Origin of the sequence: Streptomyces sp. NBC_00019, assembly GCF_045041015.1 — a bacterium.
Taxonomy (GTDB): Bacteria; Actinomycetota; Actinomycetes; order Streptomycetales; family Streptomycetaceae; genus Streptomyces.
Genome location: NZ_CP108302.1, coordinates 3,860,404 through 3,879,320, shown reverse-complemented (window position 1 = coordinate 3,879,320; position 18,917 = coordinate 3,860,404). Strand labels below are relative to the sequence as shown.

Annotated in this window: 14 protein-coding genes and 2 tRNA genes; 12 read left to right on the top strand and 4 right to left on the bottom strand. The window is 70.3% G+C overall.

Annotated elements, in window-relative coordinates; translation table 11 throughout:
- Positions 1-52: 52 nt before the first annotated feature.
- Positions 53-2,230, top strand: coding sequence for a protein kinase domain-containing protein (locus OHU89_RS18375; RefSeq protein WP_405644233.1), 2,178 nt, complete (start codon positions 53-55; stop codon positions 2,228-2,230).
- A gap of 81 nt (positions 2,231-2,311) precedes the next feature.
- Here the strand turns inward: OHU89_RS18375 and OHU89_RS18370 are convergent, their stop codons facing one another.
- Entirely contained in the window at positions 2,312-3,775 is a 1,464-nt protein-coding gene (locus OHU89_RS18370; protein WP_405644231.1) for an amino acid permease, read from the bottom strand.
- A gap of 205 nt (positions 3,776-3,980) precedes the next feature.
- On the opposite strand from OHU89_RS18370, the gene OHU89_RS18365 reads away from it, so the two are divergent.
- A complete protein-coding gene (locus tag OHU89_RS18365) occupies positions 3,981-4,466 on the top strand; it encodes a ribose-5-phosphate isomerase (protein ID WP_266892417.1) in 486 nt (161 codons plus the stop codon).
- A gap of 245 nt (positions 4,467-4,711) precedes the next feature.
- Entirely contained in the window at positions 4,712-5,521 is an 810-nt protein-coding gene (locus OHU89_RS18360; protein ID WP_405644229.1) for an Fpg/Nei family DNA glycosylase, read from the top strand.
- Between the two features lie 7 nt (positions 5,522-5,528).
- On the opposite strand, the gene OHU89_RS18355 is transcribed toward OHU89_RS18360, so the two are convergent.
- Positions 5,529-6,770, bottom strand: coding sequence for a GNAT family N-acetyltransferase (locus tag OHU89_RS18355; protein WP_405644227.1), 1,242 nt, complete (start codon positions 6,768-6,770; stop codon positions 5,529-5,531).
- A 162-nt stretch (positions 6,771-6,932) separates the two neighbouring features.
- Between OHU89_RS18355 and OHU89_RS18350 the strand changes: the two genes are divergently transcribed.
- From OHU89_RS18350 to OHU89_RS18335, 4 genes are all read left to right on the top strand, one after another.
- A complete protein-coding gene (locus OHU89_RS18350; protein ID WP_266892422.1) occupies positions 6,933-8,114 on the top strand; it encodes a PP2C family protein-serine/threonine phosphatase in 1,182 nt (393 codons plus the stop codon).
- A 121-nt stretch (positions 8,115-8,235) separates the two neighbouring features.
- Positions 8,236-8,988: an ABC transporter ATP-binding protein gene (locus OHU89_RS18345; RefSeq protein ID WP_267015897.1), complete on the top strand. Its 753-nt coding sequence runs from the start codon at positions 8,236-8,238 to the stop codon at positions 8,986-8,988.
- Entirely contained in the window at positions 8,988-11,417 is a 2,430-nt protein-coding gene (locus OHU89_RS18340) for an ABC transporter permease (protein WP_405644225.1), read from the top strand. Before OHU89_RS18345 ends, OHU89_RS18340 begins: the two co-directional genes overlap by 1 nt.
- Positions 11,414-11,869: an HD domain-containing protein gene (locus OHU89_RS18335; RefSeq protein WP_405644223.1), complete on the top strand. Its 456-nt coding sequence runs from the start codon at positions 11,414-11,416 to the stop codon at positions 11,867-11,869. Before OHU89_RS18340 ends, OHU89_RS18335 begins: the two co-directional genes overlap by 4 nt.
- A 17-nt stretch (positions 11,870-11,886) precedes the next feature.
- Here OHU89_RS18335 and OHU89_RS18330 read toward each other — a convergent pair whose 3' ends face one another.
- Positions 11,887-12,999 (bottom strand): acyltransferase family protein, encoded by a 1,113-nt coding sequence (locus OHU89_RS18330; protein ID WP_405644221.1) that lies wholly within the window; start codon positions 12,997-12,999, stop codon positions 11,887-11,889.
- 583 nt (positions 13,000-13,582) lie between these two features.
- Here OHU89_RS18330 and OHU89_RS18325 point away from each other — a divergent pair.
- Positions 13,583-13,777, top strand: coding sequence for a hypothetical protein (locus OHU89_RS18325; protein WP_030044846.1), 195 nt, complete (start codon positions 13,583-13,585; stop codon positions 13,775-13,777).
- Between the two features lie 75 nt (positions 13,778-13,852).
- Positions 13,853-16,012 carry a protein kinase domain-containing protein gene (locus tag OHU89_RS18320; RefSeq protein WP_405644219.1) on the top strand — a complete coding sequence of 720 codons (2,160 nt, stop codon included), beginning with the start codon at positions 13,853-13,855 and terminating at the stop codon, positions 16,010-16,012.
- Between the two features lie 53 nt (positions 16,013-16,065).
- Here OHU89_RS18320 and OHU89_RS18315 read toward each other — a convergent pair.
- Positions 16,066-16,136, bottom strand: a tRNA-Gly gene (locus tag OHU89_RS18315).
- A 130-nt stretch (positions 16,137-16,266) separates the two neighbouring features.
- Between OHU89_RS18315 and OHU89_RS18310 the strand changes: the two genes are divergently transcribed.
- The 3 genes from OHU89_RS18310 to OHU89_RS18300 all read left to right on the top strand — a co-directional run bounded on the left by OHU89_RS18310 (position 16,267) and on the right by OHU89_RS18300 (position 18,901).
- Positions 16,267-16,343, top strand: a tRNA-Pro gene (locus tag OHU89_RS18310).
- A 194-nt stretch (positions 16,344-16,537) separates the two neighbouring features.
- The gene (gene tig / locus OHU89_RS18305; RefSeq protein ID WP_266892429.1) at positions 16,538-17,938 is read left to right on the top strand and encodes a trigger factor; all 1,401 of its coding nucleotides are present in this window, start codon (positions 16,538-16,540) and stop codon (positions 17,936-17,938) included.
- A gap of 357 nt (positions 17,939-18,295) precedes the next feature.
- On the top strand, positions 18,296-18,901 hold the full coding sequence (locus OHU89_RS18300) for an ATP-dependent Clp protease proteolytic subunit (protein ID WP_405654547.1): 606 nt from the start codon (positions 18,296-18,298) through the stop codon (positions 18,899-18,901).
- The last annotated feature ends 16 nt before the right edge of the window (positions 18,902-18,917 follow it).

The following is an 18,917-nucleotide window of genomic DNA, read 5'->3' as shown; positions in this document are numbered from 1 at the left end:
GATATTGGTGACGGGACGTTATCGCCTGGTCGAGAGCATTGGACAGGGGGGAATGGGGCGGGTGTGGCGAGCCGCCGACGAGATGCTCGACCGGGAGGTCGCGGTCAAGGAGATGCGCATAGACGGCCTCGACGCGGAGGACGCGCGCACCCGCCGGGAACGCGCGCTGCGCGAGGCCCGGGCCACGGCGCGGATCGATCACCCCAATGTCGTACGGATCTATGACGTCGTCGACGAGGGCGAACGTCTGTGGATCGTCATGGAGTTGGTCGCCGGCCGCTCCCTGGAACGGATGATGGTGGAGGACGGCCCGCTCGGCCCCCTGGAGGCGGCGCGGATCGGCGTCGGCCTGGTGACGGCACTGCGTCAGGTGCACGCCCGTGGCGTCCTGCACCGGGACATCAAGCCGGGCAACGTCCTGGTGGAGCGGAACGGACACCGCGTGGTCCTCACGGACTTCGGCATCGCGGCGATCCAGGACGCGAAGGCGCTGACGATGGTCGGCATGCTGGTCGGCTCACCCGACTACATGGCCCCCGAGCGCATCTCCGGCCGCCCCCAGGGCCCGCCGTCCGACATCTGGTCCCTCGGCGCGACCCTCTGCGCGGCCATGGGCGGCCACTCCCCGTTCTCCCGCGACACCACACTCGCCACGCTCCACGCGGTCCTCTACGAGGAGCCCGAACTCCCCTCCGCGGCAGGCCCGTTGCGCGACATCCTGGCCGCGCTCCTGGAAAAGGACCCCGACGTCCGGCCGGGGCTGGCGGAACTGGAGATCGCCCTCCACCCGGTGGCCTTCCCGACACCCACACCGACGGTGACGGTCCGCGGAGCAGAAGAACTCCGCGAGGAAAAACGGCCGCCGGAGCCCGGGGCAGCGCTGCCCGACACGGACCCGGGATCCCGACCGGTAGCGGCCCCGAGCCGACCCCGAGCCACGGAGCCGAAGCCCCACCCGCACCCCGAGACACCGGAACACCTGGCGGGGGCGGGGCCGGAGGGGCTGGGCCGTCCTGTCGCGCCGGAGTCCGAAGCGGCGCGAGGGCCGGCCTCCGAGGGCGAGGCGGCCGGTGGGAGCGGGACCGGGGAGGCGTCCGAGTCGCCGACGCCCTCCGCACCCACTCCACGGACCCCACCCCCCGACCACGCACCCCCCGACCGCGCGACCCCTCAACTCCCGTGGGCCCCCCACGAATCACCCACCCCCGCCTACCTGGACGCCTCCCGCGTCCCCGCGGCCTGGGACCCCCGGCGCCCCGAGCCGGAACCCGAGGCCGTGCACGACGCGATCCCGCAGCAGCGCACCGCACCCGCGCAGACCCAGCAACCGGCCACCCATGAGCCCGCTGCGCACCCGGCCCGGACCGAGCGTCCCGTCAGCCTCGACCGCCCCACACCCCCACCCGCCCTCAACCCCGGCAACGCCTCCACGGAAGCGGCCGCGTCCACCAGTTCCGAGGTCCGTTCCGAAACCCCCGTCGGCAGCCCGGCGGGAGCCGTACGCGGCGTATCGCTCGACCGCTCCGAGGCGCTGACCGAGCGCAGGCCGGTGCACGAGCCGCCGCTCGGGACGGAGCCCGGCGAGCTGCCGGGACCCGCCCGCCCGGCCGGCCCGCGGCGCCCGCACCGCCGTACCGGACTCCTCGCCGCCGCGGCCGTGGTCACCGCCGGTGCGGTCGTCGCCGTCGTGCTCCTGATGAACTCCGGCTCACCCGGCGGGAATCAGGCGGACGGCTCGCCCACCCCGTCCCCGACCGTGTCCGGGACACCGTCGCCCACCGTCGAGGGCACGTCCCGCCCGCAGAGCCTGCCGCCGGGCGCGCACCGGGAGGCGGGCGGGTTCGCCTGGGCGACACCCGAGGGCTGGCGCAGGGACGTGAAGACGGGCGCGGAGGTCCACTACACGTCGCCGGACGGCAGACAGGAGCTCGTCGCCAAGTCCTCGCTGGCCCGCGGCGATCTGATGGAGACCTGGGAGACCTCGGAGGCCAACGCCCACCAGGGCGAGGACTACCAGAAGATCCGGCTGGAGGAGACGAAGTTCCGTGACTACCCGGCGGTCGTCTGGGAGTACACCTTCACGCTCAAGGGCACCAAGTGGCACGCCCGGCTGCTGGGCTTCAACGCGGACGGCAAGTCGTACCAGATCAACACCTGGTACCAGCCCGACATCGAGAACCAGGCGGTGAAGACGTACGACAAGGTCACGGACAGCTTCACGATCCTGTGACGGCATGAGAAGGACGGCATGAGAAGGACGGCATGAGAAAAGGGGCCCCTCGAGAGGGGCCCCTTCTTCATGCGTGGCGCGTCAGCCGACCTTGACCTCGTCGACCTCGTCGTGCACCTCGGGGGAGACCGCGGCCCGACCGGCCCCGACCTTCTCCTTCACGAAGGCGATGGCGAGCACGAACGCCGCGACGAGGAGCGAGAGCAGGACGGTCGTACGACCACTGCTCGCACCCTCGGTGTCGGTCAGCATGTAGCCGAGCACGAACACGATCAGCCCGGCCGTCGCCCAGGTGAGATACGGGTACAGCCACATCTTCACGACCAGCTTCTCCGGCGCCTCGGCCTGGATGATCTTCCGCATCCGCAGCTGCGAGAAGCAGATCACCAGCCAGACGAACAGGGCGACCGCGCCGGAGGAGTTGACGAGGAAGAGGAAGACCGTCTTCGGGGACAGATAGTTGAAGAAGACGGCGACGAAGCCGAACACGACCGAGGCGAGGATCGCCGTCATCGGCACACCCCGGCTGTTGGTCCGCGCGAACGCCTTCGGAGCGTCGCCCCGCTGGCCGAGCGAGAACGCCATGCGGGAGGCCGTGTAGAGGCCGGAGTTGAGACAGGACAGCACCGAGGTCAGCACGATGAAGTTCATGATCTGACCGGCGTGCGCGATGCCCAGGGAGTCGAGGGCGGCGACGTAGGAGCCGTCCTTCTTGATGGACGGGTCGTTCCAGGGCAGGAGCGAGACCACGACGAAGATCGAGCCGAGGTAGAAGACGCCGACCCGCCAGATGATGCTGTTGGTCGCCTTGGTGACGGCCTGCTGCGGGTTCTCGGACTCACCGGCGGCCAGGGTGGCGATCTCGCTGCCCATGAAGGAGAAGACGACGAGCAGCACACCGGTGAGGATCGCGCCGGCTCCGTGGGGAAGGAAGCCGCCGTGGTCGGTGAGGTTGCCGAGACCGGCCTTGTCGCTGTCGACGCCGGGCAGCACCCCGAAGACGGCGAGCCCGCCGATGACGATGAACGCGGCGATCGCGACGACCTTGATACCGGCGAACCAGAACTCGAACTCGCCGTAGGACCCGACGGAGACCAGGTTGGTCGCCGTCAGCACGATCATCACGATGAGGGCCCAGGCCCACTGGGGCACGGCCGGTATCCAGCCCTCCAGGATCACGGCACCTGCGGTGGCCTCGACGGCCAGCACCACGACCCAGAAGAACCAGTACAGCCAGCCGATGGAGAACCCGGCCCAGGGCCCGAGCGCGCGGTCGGCGTGCGCCGAGAACGACCCGGAGGTCGGGTTGGCGGCGGACATCTCACCGAGCATCCGCATCACCAGCACCACGAGCGTGCCGACGAGTGCGTACGACAGGAGGATGCCGGGTCCTGCGGTGGCGATACCGGAGCTGGATCCGACGAAGAGGCCGGCACCGATCACACCACCGATGGCGATCATCGACAGGTGACGGTTCTTGAGCCCGGCCTGAAGACCGTTACCGGGGTCTCCGGTGGCCTTGGCCGGGGTCGGCTGCGAAGTCATACGGGGAATTCCTTTGCGCCGGGCGAGCAGTGTCCCGTACGAGCGGCGTACGGATCGGTCCAGTGAATCGGAGGCAAAGGAATTCGTGAACCTTTGATTCCGGATCGTTACTTGAGGTTTTCTTGAGCTTCAATGGTCAGATCGATAATTTTCCTGGACGACACCCAGGGCTGCTGCCCCGAAACAGTCGTGTCACACTCATCCCATGCGCGTGTATCTCGGCTCCGACCATGCGGGCTTCGAACTCAAGAACCACCTCGTCGACTGGCTCAAGGCGGCCGGTCACGACCCGGTGGACTGCGGCCCCCACATCTACGACGCCCAGGACGACTACCCCCCGTTCTGCCTCCGCGCCGCCGAGCGCACAGCGGCGGACCCGGACTCCCTCGGCATCGTGATCGGCGGCTCCGGCAACGGCGAGCAGATCGCCGCGAACAAGGTCAAGGGCGTCCGCGCGGCGCTGGCCTGGAGCGAGGAGACCGCGTCGCTGGGCCGCCAGCACAACAACGCCAACGTCGTGGCGGTGGGCGCACGCATGCACACCGAGGACGAGGCCACGAAGTTCGTGGAGACCTTCCTCGCCACCCCGTTCTCCGAGGACGCCCGCCATATCCGCCGCATCGACATGCTGGCGACCTACGAGACAACAGGCGACCTCCCCCCGATCCCGCCCCACCACCCCCAGCAGTAACCCACGACGAACCTCCAGCGGGCGTCTGCGCTTCTCGTGTCCTCCAGCCCGTCGGGCGTCCGAGGACGAGGCCTTGCCTGTTTTTCAGCCCGTCCGGCGTTTGAGGACGAGGCCCTTTAGGGGCCGACGGGGGTCTGGGGGCGCAGCCCCCAGGAACCGGGGTCGAAGGGGCAGCGCCCCTGGAGGATGGGACGGGTAGGGGCGGCGGGGGCGAGAAAAGTCCCCCCGGACGAAGAGGAGCCACCGTGCCTGAGGGGCACACGATCCACCGCCTGGCCAAGGACTACGCCGCAGCATTCCGCGGCAGAAGAACCCAGGTCACCAGCCCCCAGGGCAAGTTCACCGACGCCGCAGACCTCCTGGACGGCGCGGAACTCACCCACACCGAGGCCCACGGCAAACACCTCTTCCTCGGCTTCCGGGAAACCGACTGGATCCACATCCACCTCGGCCTCTTCGGCAAGGTCACCTTCGGCCCGACCCCCGCACCCCCACCCACCGACACGGTCCGCCTCCGCCTCACGAACCCCACGTCGTACGTGGACCTCCGCGGCCCCACGACCTGCGCCCTGATCACCCCCACCGAGAAGCAGTCGATACACGACCGCCTCGGCCCCGACCCGCTCCGCGACGACGCCACCCCGGAGACCGCGTACCAGCGGATCTCCCGCAGCCGTACGACGATCGCCGCCCTGCTGATGGACCAGAAGGTCATCGCCGGCGTGGGCAACGTCTACCGCGCCGAGGTCCTCTTCCGGCACCGGATCGACCCGTACCGCACCGGAAGCACCCTCACCCCACCGGAGTGGGACGCGATCTGGCACGACCTCGTGGACCTCATGCACGAGGGCGTGAAGCACAACCGCATCGACACCGTCCGCCCCGAACACACCCCCGAGGCGATGGGCCGCCCACCCCGCGTGGACGACCACGGCGGCGAGGTGTACGTCTACCGCAGGGCCAACCTGCCCTGCCACATCTGTGGCGGCGAGATCCGCACCGCCGATCTCGCCGCCCGCAACCTCTTCTGGTGCCCGGCCTGCCAGAAACCCTGAGCCCGGCCTAGAACCCGTGCGGCAGCCACGGCGCCACGGCGGAGCCGAACCCCACCGAGGCCTCCGCCAACGCCCCGCGCCGAAGCTCGCGTACCCGCCCGGCGGCCCCCAGCGAGGCCAGGCTCACGCCACCGAGGTACGCCGCCCCCAACTCCCGTACGGACAGAGCCAGATCCGCCGGGTCGGTGGTCCGCTCGCAGGACGCCCCCTTCGCGTCCCCGCTCAGCCGCCAACGCCCCGCGTTCCACGGACAGAAGTCGTCCGCGACCTCGAACACCACGTCCACCGGCGCCTGATAGGTCCGCGCCTCCAGCGCGGCCCCCACCTCCACCAGCCGCACGTGCAACGAGTCCCGCACCCGCAGCGAACACCGCCGGATGTCGGACACGAGGTACTGCCACGCGTCGTCCACCGGCCGCCCCCGGGTCAGCAGCTTCGACGTCAGGTCGATGTCGAACAGGAACCGCCACAGCGCCGCGTACACCGCGGGGTCGAGCGCCTCGACATCACGGAGCAGCACCTTGCCCTGCGGCCCGGTCGGCTCCCAGTCCGGCTTGACCTGGAAGCGCGCGTACCCCACGACCTCCCCGTCCCGCTCCGCGACCACGCACTGCAGCGGCGACGCCCCCTCCCGCTCGCTCTCCGGGTCGAGCAGCATCAGCCGCTCCCAGCCGGGAGTACGCGCCACCATCCCCGGCCGCGACGGCACGACGCGGGCGTAGACCGCCTCGCACGCTCCCAGCGACTCGGCGGGCTCGGCGTACCGCAGGCGTACCTCGTCCGTCCCCGGCGGGACGGACAGCCGCACCTGCTTGGTGTCGATCTCGCCGGTCACGGCATGCGTACCGACGCCGTACCCGAACCGCCCGTAGATGGCGGGCTCGGAGGCGGTCAGCACGGCCAGCGGCCATCCCCACTCCCGTACGTCGTCCAGCTGTCGCCGCATCATCGCCGTGAGGACACCACGGCGGCGATGGGTCGCGGCCACACTGACCATGGTGACGCCGGCGGCCCGTACCGAGGCGCCGCCGGGTACGGTCAGCCGGAAGCTGAACGCGCCCGCCGTACCGACACACGCATCACCGTCCCACACGCCGATGGAACGGTCGGTCTCGGTGAGGGTGTCCCACAGCTCGCGCTCCTGGTCCGACTCCGGGACCCCGCCGAAGGCGCGGATCAGGTTGTCGTACCACTTGTCCCAGTCCTGCCGCCGCAGCACCCGCAGTTCGGTCGCCAAGTCAGAAGCCATGGACCATGCCTACCAGGGCATTGCGGGACGAGCCAGGGAATTTCTCCTTGGCGGCGGCACGACGGCTTCCTGTGAAGTTCACTGTGAAGTTGAACCTCGGACGGGGGACAAGTGGGACCTCCCGTGCCAAGCAGCTGGTCCGATGGATAGGGTCCCGAACTAATGGCAGCAGGACGAGAGCGGCGCGCGGAAGCCGAGACGTTCACAGCCCGGTTGAAGATGCAGTGGCACCGGGCTCGCGTCGGCCTGCGCAGAAGCGCTGTGGACTACTTCCGCGGGGACGGTTCGGACTGGGTCGCACTGGCCGGTCTGCTCATCACGATCCCGCTGATCGCGGTCACGACGCTCGCCAACTCGGTCTGGGTCTCCCCGGCCGCGCTGGTCCTCCCGATCGTCGCGGGCGGCCTGCTGCTGCGCCCGGCGAGCCTGCTCGGCCTGTACGCGGCGGCGGCGACGGCACTGATCGTGGAGTCCGTGCAGCTGGGCCCGTACACGGAGGGCCCGTCCCGGGTGACCCCGGGCATCGTGCTCGTGGTGGCTGCGTGTGGCTTCTTCGGTCTGCTGATCGCCCAATTCCGCAGCCGGGTCGGTGTGCCCTGGCGGCGCGGCGGCACCATGCTCTTCGACCTCCGCGAACGCATCCGGGTCCAGAGCAAGCTGCCGAAGCTGCCCCAGGGCTGGCACCGCGAGATGGCCCTGCGCCCGGCGGGCGGCCAGTCCTTCTCGGGCGACTTCGTGGTCGCGGCCCGCACCAACGGCGGCCGCACGATGGAGGTGGTCCTGACGGACGTGTCGGGCAAGGGCATGGACGCGGGCAGCCGCGCCCTGCTTCTCTCCGGCGCCTTCGGCGGCCTCCTGGGCAGCCTGCCGCCGCACGCGTTCCTCCCCGCGGCGAACGGCTACCTTCTCCGCCAGGACTGGGACGAGGGCTTCGCGACCTCGATCCACCTGGTCCTGGACCTGGACTCCGGCGACTACGAGCTCTACTCCGCCGGCCATCCCCCGGGCCTCCAACTGAGCGCGGGCAGCGGCCGCTGGGAGGAGAAGGCGGCCGAAGGCCCCCTCCTCGGCGTCTACGACGGCGCCCAGTTCGATCCGGTCAAGGGCTCGCTCCGCCCCGGCGACGTCCTGATGCTCTTCACCGACGGCCTCGTCGAAACCTCCGAACGCGACATCGTCGAGGGCATCGACCGCCTCACCGGCGAGGCCGACCGCTACGTGGCCGGCGGATTCCACGGCGCGGCCTGGCATCTGATCGAAGCGGTGGCGAAGGACGTCAACGACGACAGGGCGCTCCTGTTGATCTGCCGGGAGGGCCCGACGGCCCAGGCGGCGAGCCTCTGAGGGAACTCCCCCCTCGGTGGGGTTTACCCCCGCCTCGATCCGCCAGCCGCCCGCATGGTCCCCGTACCCCCCGAATCCGTACGTTCGAGACACCACCCCTCGAACGAACGGAAGGACAGCCATGCCAGCCGACTGGGCCGTAGAGCTCCACGGAGTGCACCGCCGCTACGGCCGGGGCCGGACCGCCGTCCACGCCCTGCGCGGCATCGACCTGACCCTCCCGCCCCGCACCTTCACCGCGGTCATGGGCCCTTCCGGCTCCGGCAAGTCCACCTTCCTCCAGTGCGCGGCAGGCCTCGACCGGCCCACCTCCGGGACCGTCCGCCTCGGCGGCACGGAGATCACCGGCATGAAGGAGAACAAGCTCACCGCGTTGCGCCGTACCCGTCTCGGCTTCGTCTTCCAGGCCTTCAACCTGCTCCCGTCCCTCACGGTCGAGCAGAACGTGGCCCTCCCGATGCGTCTCGCCGGCCACCGCCCGGACCGCCGCCGCACCGCGGACGTCCTCGCCCAGGTCGGCCTGACCGACAAGGCCCGCCGTCGCCCCGGCCACCTCTCCGGCGGCCAGCAGCAGCGCGTCGCCATCGCCCGTGCCCTCGTCACCCGCCCCGACGTCGTCTTCGCGGACGAACCGACCGGCGCCCTGGACACCACCACGGCCGCCGAGATCCTCGGCCTCCTGCGCCGCGCGGTGGACGACCAGGGCGCGACCGTCGTGATGGTCACCCACGACCCCACGGCGGCCGCCTGGGCCGACCGCGTCCTGTTCCTGGCCGACGGCGAACTGGTCGACCACCTGGACCGCGGCACCCCCGACCGGATCGCCGCCCGCATGACGTCCCTCACCAGGCCCTACGACGGAGTGGCAGCCTGATGTTCACCCCCAACGGCCTCGCCCGCGCCGCCGTCCGATTCCGGCCCTCCGCGTTCGTCGGCACCTTCGTCGCCCTCGCGATGGCCGCGCTGATCGTGTCGGCCTGCGGCATCCTTCTGGAGACGGGCATACGGGCCGAGGTCCCGCCCGGCCGCTACGCGAACGCCCCGGTCGTGGCCGCCGCCGACCAGCGGGCCCACTACGGCAAGGGCGACAGCGCCGACAGCGAACCGGTCCCGGACCGCGCCCGCCTCGACGCCGCCCTGGTCACGAAGGCGGCCGAGGCGCCCGGCGCCCGCACGGCCGTGGCGGACGTCACCTTCCCGGTGACCGGCCCCCAGGGCACAGCCCTCACCGCCCACAACTGGTCCGCCACCGCCTTCACCGGCGAACACCTGACGGCGGGCCGTGCCCCGGCCGCCGGCGAAGTCGTCCTGAACCAGGCCGGCATAGGCGACCGGATCGCCCTCACGACCCCCACCGGAACCCACACCTACCGCGTCTCCGGCACCACGGACTCCGCGCAGGCCTGGTTCGCGGACGCGGAAGCCGTACGCCTCTCAGGGCACCCGGGCCGCATAGACGCCATCGCCGTGCTCCCGAAGCCCGGCGTGCCCACCGACACCCTTGCCGCCCAGGTGGCCCACGCCCTCGGCGGCAAGGCCAAGATCCACACCGGTACCGGCCGGGGCACGGTGCAGGACCCCACCCTCGCCGAGGGGAAGGAGATCCTCATCGCCCTCGGCGCCTCCTTCGGTGGCACCGCCACGATGGTCGCCATGTTCACCGCGGCCGGCACCGTCGCCCTCGCCGTCGGCCAACGCGCCCGAGAGTTCGCCCTGTTGCGTGCCATCGGCACCAGCCCGCGCCAGATCCGCCGCACGATCGCCACGGAGGCCCTCCTGGTCGCCCCGCTCGCGGGCGTGGCCGGCTGTGTGCCCGGAGTCGCCCTGGCCGCCTGGTGGTTGGGGCAGCTGCGGGACAGGGGAGGGGTGCCCCGGGCCGTCGAACTGTCCGTCTCCTGGATCCCGTTGGTCTCCGCGGTCGGCGCCGTGATCATTGCCGCCCTGCTCGCCGGATACATGGCGGCCCACCGCAGTTCCCGCATCAAGCCGGGCCAGGCGCTCAGCGAGGCCTCCGTGGAGCGTCTGCGCTTCGGCTGGATCCGCACCCCGCTCGGTATCGCCGCGGCCGCCGGCGGCTGTGTCTGCGCGGGCCTGGCCGCCTCGACGACCGGCGAGGACGCGGCCAACGCCGCGCTCGGCATCGTCATGCTGTTCATGCTGGCCGTGGCCCTGCTCGGTCCGCTGATCGCCCGCGCCTGCGCGGCCCTGTTCGGCCTCCCGCTGCGTGGCGCCGGCGCCTCCGCCGTGCTCGCCGCCGCCAACTCCCGCACGAACGCCCGCCGACTGGCCTCCGCGATCACCCCGATCGTGCTCGCGATGGCGTTCTCCTCGGTGCTGCTCTTCCTGCACACCAGCGAGGACCATGTCACCGCCGAGCAGCAGCGGGACGGGATCACCGCCGACCACATCGTCACCGCCGACGGCCCGGGCCTGGCCCCCGACGCCGTACGACGGGCCGAACGCGCCCCCGAAGTCACCTCCGCCGTCGGCCTGTTGAGGACCGCCGTGCTCGTCCCCGCCTCCGGCGGCACCCTCGAGGAGGCCACCGCACAGGGCGTCACGGGCTCCGCACGCGATCTGGCGGCCGTACAGGATCTGGACGTCAAGGACGGCCGACTCTCCCTGGAACCCGGCGAGATCGCCGTGGACGCCTCCCTGGCCGGCAACGCGGACGCCGAGGTCGGCGACCGTCTCCCGATCCGGCTGCCCGACGGCACGAAGGCGGAGCCGCGGATCGTGGCGACGTACGGACGGGGCATGGGACTGTCGCAGGTGACGATGGCCCGCACCGACCTCGCCGGTCATGTCACCTCCGCCTTCGACGCGGAGCTGTGGACCAGGGGCGGCACGGGAGCCGGTCTGAAGGAACTCGGCACGGTCCTGGCCCGCGCCGACTACACCACCGTCCAGTCCGTGGACCGCAAGCTCAACGCCTGGGCGAACAACGTCATGGCGGCCGTCCTCGGCGGCTTCGCGGCCGTCGCCGCCGGCAACACCCTGGTGATGACGGTCCTCGACCGCCGCCGCGAACTCGGCACCCTGCGCCTCATCGGCTCCACCCGCCGCCAGGTGCTCAGCATGATCCGCTGGGAGGCCCTCCTGGTCGCCCTCGCGGGCATCGTCCTCGGCACGGCCATCGCGCTCGCCACACTCGTCCCGATGATGAACGGGCTGACGGGACAGGGGCCGTACATCCCTCCGCTGGTGTACGGCTCACTCGTCGCGGCGATCGTCGCCCTGGGCCTGACCGCGGCCGGCCTTCCGGCCCGCGCCGCGCTGCGCGGGGAGACACTGGAGCCGTGACCGACGCACCGCGCACCCTGACCCCGACCGAGGTCGAAGCCCTCGCCCGCACCGCCCACGAGGGCCAGACCGACAAGGCGGGCCGGCCCTATGCCGAACATCTCCAGGCGGTGGCCGAGGGGGTGCGGGCGCGGGGCGGCGACGCCGAGCAGATCGCGGCCGCCTGGCTGCACGACGCCGTCGAGGACGACGCGCTCTCCGCACACTGGCTGGAGGAGGCCGCGCTGAGCCGTCGTACGAAGGACATCGTGCTCGCGGTCACCAAGCGGTCGGGGGAGCCGCCCGAGGCGTACGCCGGGCGGATCCTCGCCACTCCCGGCGCGCTGCTGGTGAAGGAGTCGGACCTGGCGCACAACGCCGACCCGGCGCGCCTCGCGGTTCTCGACGAGGAGACCCGCAAACGACTGACCGAGAAGTACGCGCGGATGCGTGCACTTCTCGGTCTGGGGTGAGGAAGGGGTCGTAGCGGCTAGGCGAGAACCTTCTCGCGGCGCTCCTGCTTCTGGCGTTCCCGGGCCAGTTCGGCGGGGTCCTGCTTGAAGGCCCACTCCATCTTCGGCTCCATCGCGAACCAGAAGATCCGCTGCACGGGCTTCGTGCACAGCACGGTGACGACGGCGGCCGCGAGGACGCTCACGGCGATCTCGCCGAGCGGGCGGTGCAGCCAGGGGTGGTCGAACCAGCCCTGGTAGTCACCGGCCTTCACCAGGAAGCCGTGCAGCAGATAGCCGTACAGCGTGCCCGCGCCGAGGGCCGTGAACCACATGTTCCGGCGCGGCACCCAGGAGAAGAAGCAGGCGGTCAGCAGCAGCGAGCAGCCGAACATCGCGAGCACCATGACCGGCCCGGCCCACCACGGGGCGCCCAACTCCTGCGCGGAGTCCCGGTGGTAGAACCACGCGGTGTTCATGCGCGGTACCGCCCACCAGCCGATGGCGAGCGCGGCCGCGAACACGGGCACCGACAGCATCCGCACCGTGCGGGTGCGCACCCGGTGGAAGTGCTCGGGCTTCATGCACAGGCCCAGCACGAAGTACGGCAGGAACTGCAGGATCCGCTGCAGGTCCAGGTCGTCACCGATCGACGGCGCGACGGACCCCAGCATCGCGAGGCCGAGCGCGAAGGGGAGCGGCCAGCGGACGGCCTTCAGGATGGGGGTGATCATCCGCCAGACGAACAGCGCGCACAGGAACCAGGTCAGATACCAGGGGTCGAGCAGGCTGATGTCCTTGCCGGGGTCGTCGCCCGCCACGCGCTCGAAGAGGACGTAGGCGGTCTCGAAGACGATGTACGGCACCGCGACACCGGTGATCAGCCGCCGCAGCCGGTCCGGGCGCATGTCGAAGCTGCGCGAGAAGAAGCCGGAGATGATGATGAACGCCGGCATGTGGAACGAGTACACGACCGTGTACGCGGCTTCCAGGATGCGGCTGTCGCCCTTGAGCGGTTCCCAGGCGTGACCGATGGCCACCAACACGATCGCCAGGTACTTGGCGTTGTCGAAGAAGGCGTCGCGCTGCTTGCCGGCGGGCTTGGCCGACTGTTCGTTCTGCTGTTTGAGGGGCGAGCGCGGACTCGGCACTCCTGATGCCGACGGCTGGGCAGGGGGGAGCGGCGCTCTGCCGCGTGCGGGGGACGAGGCAGCGTGGAACATCTGAGGCACCCTAGCGTTGCCTGTGGGTTTTCGTAAAACCCGCCAGGTCATTCCTGGTTATTCGCTTCGGTTGCCCAGGAAATCGCGCAGTTGACGTCCGGTGAACGTGACGGTCAACACACCTGGTGGGTAGGGATTATGGTCACGGCAAGCGCCAACTTGGTGTGATTCATCCCGACTAAATAGGGCATAAGACCAGCAGGCGACTCCGGCGGAATGTCCGCTTCCTGTGGGCGCGATGACTATTCGAATTACCTGCGAACAGGATGTGTGGAGACCGAAACGATCCAGTCGAATTACCGGTGCGGGTGCACTCTCGAATTGTTGTGCGGGACATGAAGGGTCGGTCGCGCGGCCGGACGGCGCCCCACAGTTCAGGCACAGGTGTGGTCAACGATGCATCACCCGCCGCATACAGCGGCCTGGTTGGTGGCACGATGGTTCTGGCGGGGGTGCGCGGGGCTGGCACCCCCGGGCCGGGAGAGCGGACCGACCGAGGGTGTGATCAGTTGTGGCCATTTCGCTGTCAGTGGTGTTGCTGTTGGCGATCATCTTGGTGGTGTTGATCCGTGGCGGATCCCTCAAGGCCGGACCTGCCGTCGTGGCCGTGCTGTTCGGCTTCTTTCTCGCCTCGACGGGCATGGCCGACGACATCCAGCGCTTCCTCAACTCGATAGCGGAGACCATCAACTCGATCCAGTTCTGACCCCGTTGACCCGTGGAGCTAGGCTGATCCGTCCGGTCACGGGGGCCGGAGACGGCTACAGGGGGACGTACGGGGATGGTGCTGCGCGACTCGGACCCGGCGGAGGCGGGCGGCTACCGCATCGAGGACCGTCTGGGCAGCGGCGGAATGGGTGTGGTCTACCTCGCCCGCTCCGCCTCCGGCCGCCGTCTCGCGGTCAAGGTGGTGCACGCCCAGTACGCCGACGACGACGAGTTCCGCGCCCGGTTCCGCCGTGAGGTGGCCGCCGCCCGTCAGGTCAGCGGTGCCTTCACGGCTCCGGTCGTGGACGCGGACGCCGCCGCGCCGCGCCCCTGGATGGCCACGCTCTACATACCGGGCTCGGATCTCGGCACGCACATACGCGACAACGGCCCGCTGCCGCCCCACCGGCTCCGTGAACTCGCCGCGGGCCTGGCGGAGGCGATCCGCGACATCCACCGCGCGGGCGTGGTCCACCGCGACCTGAAACCGGCCAACGTGATGCTTGCCGACGACGGCCCCCGCGTCATCGACTTCGGCATCTCCCGCGCCACCGAGTTCGCCGCCTCCGATGTCCTCACCCAGACCGGCCGCGTGATGGGCACCCCGCCCTTCATGTCCCCGGAACAGTTCTCCGCGCCCCAGGACGTGGGCCCGGCGGCCGACATCTTCTCGCTGGGCGCGGTGGTCGCCTTCGCTGCGTCGGGCCGGGGCCCCTTCGACAGCCCGAGCCCCTACGAGACGGCGATCCGCGTGGTCGAGGGCGCCCCCGAACTCGACGACGTCCCGTCCGAGTTGCTCCCCTTCATCCGCCTCTGTCTGGAGAAGGAGCCCAAGTCCCGCCCCACGGCGGACGAGTTGCTGCGGTTGCTGAAGGACGGCGACTGGCCGGCCCCCCGCCCCACGGACGACACCCCGACCGTGGTCGACACGGGCAAGCCCCGCCGCCCCCGCCGTAAACGCCTCTGGCTGGCCGCCGCGGCAGGCGCCCTCGCCCTCGCGGCGGCGGCCACCACGACGGTCGCCCTCACCGGTGACGACCCGGCCCCGGGCAACCTGCCGGCCGGCTGGGAGGAATGGCGCAAGCAGGCGAAGGACCCGAGCGTCGACAAGGACCCGATAGGCGCCGGCGCCCCCTTCAACCGCTGCGTCGCCTCCGGCGGCACGTCCCTGGTGTGCGCGGGCGACGAAATCCTCGCCACACGCTTCGCTCTGGCGGACGGCCGCAACACCTGGAGCCTGCCCATCGACGCGACAGCGGACGACATCGGCAGCAGCAGCTCCGGCGGAGGCACGATCATCGGCACCCGCGACGGCCGCGTGTACGCCTACGGCTCCGACGACCGGGCCGTCGGCGCCGACGACGGGGCCACCGCGGCCCGCTACTCGATCCAGTCCCTGGACGCCGAGACCGGCAAGGTGATCTGGAAGACGGTCACCGGCGACGGCGAGGAGGCCGCGGAGCCCTCCAGCGACCAGGGCGCCTCCACCGCCGTACCCGAAGGCGTGATCACCACCTACGGCAAGCGCGGGGAGCAGTTCGCCCTGCTCGACGCCGACGACGGCAAGGTCCGCTGGAAGCAGAAGTTCCCCGAGCCGAACGAACAGATCTGCCTGCTGCGCAGCGCGGCCCGGCACGGGTATCTGGTCTGCCAGAAGTGGAACGACGACGACACCGCCGGCCATACGAGCATCGCGCAGCTCGACCCGGCCACCGGCCGTGCGCACTGGACCATCGAGGTCGCGGGGGACAAGGACATCGTCGGACAGGCCGACGGGCGCCTGATCGTCCTCGGCTCGACCGGCGAGCACCGCACGCTGACCCTGATCAACGCCGCGTCCCACGTCCTGACGACCGTACGGCTCTCCAAGAGCCAGCCGGAGGGCTCGACCCCCACCCTGCTGCGCGGCAGGCTCTACTTCACGCTCACCAGCGGCGGTGTCCGTGCGGTCGACCCGCAGAGCGGGAGACAGCTCTGGGAGAGCGACTCCGGAGTGGAGCAGGCGGGCCCGCCCACCGCCTCGGCCACCCGCCTCTACCTCTCGTCCATCAGCGGCCGCCTGGCCGTCCTCGACCTGGCCACCGGCACCGTCGAAGCCACCCTCGGGGGCCGCGACGACAGCGGCACCGTCGACTTCCCCGACATGGCCGCCCCGCCGGTCCTCGTCGGCGACGCCCTCTATGTCGCGTACGGCATCCGCTCGGCCTACACCGTGGACGTACGCACCCTCTGACCGGGTGACACGAAAGGGCCCGGTTCCGAGGAACCGGGCCCTTTGCCGTACAGAGCGGGCGACGGGAATCGAACCCGCGTAGCTAGTTTGGAAGACTAGGGCTCTACCATTGAGCTACGCCCGCACAGGGCGCGCCGCAGGTCAGATGACCGCGGCACAGAAGGCATCGTAGCGGGTCGGGACCCCTCGCCGCACACCCCGTAAATGCGGCAGCTCCACTGCCTGCGGGCATGTAGCCTACGTGTCGCACCAGACGGGGTGTGGCGCAGCTTGGTAGCGCGTCCGCTTTGGGAGCGGAAGGCCGTGGGTTCAAATCCCGCCACCCCGACCAATTGACCGGCCATTGGCGGCCACCTTCGCGATCACCTGGCTTGATCGCCTTTTGGGGCGTGTAGCCGCTGCGGTTACTATGCAAGCTGCGCGCCCGTGTGTCTCTCGTCTGATGCAGTCCTCAGGGCGGCTAATCCGCCGGAGCCGTTCTGGCCCCGGCAGAATCCAAGAAGTCAGCCACAAGGAGACCGAACCGTGAAGAGCGCCGTGGAGACCCTGAACCCGACTCGGGTTCGGCTCACTGTCGAGGTGCCCTTCGAGGAGCTCAAGGACAGCCTCGACGCGGCGTACAAGAAGATCAACCAGCAGGTCACGGTGAAGGGCTTCCGTAAGGGCAAGATCCCGGCCCGCGTCATCGACCAGCGGTTCGGCCGTGGTGCAGTGCTGGAGGAGGCCGTCAACGACGCGCTTCCGAAGTTCTACACCGAAGCGGTCAACGAGGCCGAGCTGGACGTTCTCGGCCAGCCCGAGGTCGACATCACCGAGCTGAAGGACGGCGACACGCTGAACTTCACCGCCGAGGTCGACATCCGCCCGTCCCTGGAGCTCCCCGAGGACTTCTCCTCCATCGAGGTCGAGGTCGACGCCGTCGAGGTGAGCGACGAGGACATCGAGAAGTCGGTGGAGGAGCTCCGTGAGCGCTTCGCCTCCACCTCCCCGGTCGAGCGCGCCGCCGAGGACGGTGACGTCGTCACCATCGACCTGGAGGCCAAGGTCGACGGAGAGGTGCTCGAGGACGGCATCGCCAGCGGTGTCTCCTACACCATCGGCTCCGGCGAGCTCCTCGAGGGCATCGACGACGCCGTGAAGGGCCTGGAGGCCGGTGGCGAGGCTACCTTCACCTCCGAGCTCAAGGGCGGCTCCGCGGCCGGCAAGGAGTCCGAGGTCACCGTCAAGGTCACCCAGGTCGCCGCCCGCGAACTGCCCGAGCTGGACGACGAGTTCGCGCAGCTCGCCTCCGAGTTCGACACCCTCGACGAGCTCAAGGCCGACAGCCGCAAGCGCCTCGAGAACATGAAGCAGTACGACCAGGCCACGCAGGCCCAGGAGCGCGTCCTGGAGAAGCTGCTCGAGCTGGTCGAGGTCCCGGTCCCCGAGAAGCTGCTCGAGGACGAGGTCAACACCCGTAAGCACAACCTCGAGCACCACCAGCTCGGCCAGATGGGCCTCGACCTCGAGAAGTACCTCGAGATCCAGGGCAAGACGGTCGAGGAGTTCGAGACCGAGACCAAGGACGCCGCGGTCAAGGGCATCAAGACCCAGTTCGTCCTCGACGAGCTGGTCAAGCGCGAGAAGCTGAACGTCAACCAGGAGGAGCTCACCGAGCACCTCATGCGTCGCGCCGCTTCCTCGGGCATGTCCCCCGACCAGTTCGCCCAGGCGGTCGTCGAGGGCGGCCAGGTTCCGCTCCTGGTCGGCGAGGTCGCCCGGGGCAAGGCCCTGGCCGTCGTGGTCGAGGCCGCCACGGTGAAGGACACCAACGGCGAGGTCATCGACCTGGACGACGAGGAAGAGGTCGAGACGGCCGCCGAGGTCGCCGCCGAGGCCACGGAGGCGGACGCCACGGACGCCGACACGGAGAAGACCGAGGGCTGAGCCCACGGCGCCGAGCAGGCTGTAGGGCGGGCTCCGGGTCACTCATGACCCGGGGCCCGTTTTCCTACCCAGGGGCGCGGGGAGCTGCGCGACAAGCCCCATACGACCCGCAGCCGCCCACGCGCAGCACAGCCACGGCGAGTAGGCAGTGGCCCACCCGCCGGAGGCACCCCGCGCTACGCCCCCGGCGAACAGCCCCCTTTGCGGGATTCCCCGAAGGGACCAGCGCGTTAGGGTCCATGAATACGAGGGGAGTGGAGTCCCGAGCGGCTCCAGCCCCGCAGGGAACACGCAGGGAACACGTGAAGACGGCCCGGCGCCGTCGTAAGACGAGCAGGTGGATACGTGACGAATCTGATGCCCTCCGCCGCCGGCGAGCCTTCCATCGGTGGTGGCCTCGGCGACCAGGTCTACAACCGGCTGCTTGGCGAGCGGATCATCTTCCTCGGCCAGCCGGTCGACGACGACATCGCGAACAAGATCACCGCACAGCTGCTTCTCCTTGCCGCGGACCCGGACAAGGACATTTACCTCTACATCAACAGCCCGGGCGGTTCGATCACGGCCGGCATGGCGATCTACGACACCATGCAGTACATCAAGAACGACGTGGTGACGATCGCCATGGGCCTCGCCGCCTCCATGGGCCAGTTCCTGCTCAGCGCCGGCACCCCCGGCAAGCGCTTCGCGCTGCCGAACGCCGAGATCCTGATCCACCAGCCGTCCGCCGGCCTCGCCGGCTCGGCCTCGGACATCAAGATCCACGCAGAGCGGCTGCTGCACACGAAGAAGCGCATGGCGGAGCTGACCTCCCGGCACACCGGTCAGTCGTTCGAGGAGATCACCCGCGCCTCCGACCGCGACCGCTGGTTCGACGCCGACGAGGCCAAGGAGTACGGCCTCATCGACGACGTCATCACCACGGCCGCCAACATGCCGGGCGGCGGCGGCACCGGGGCCTGAGGCCCCCTGCAAGCCC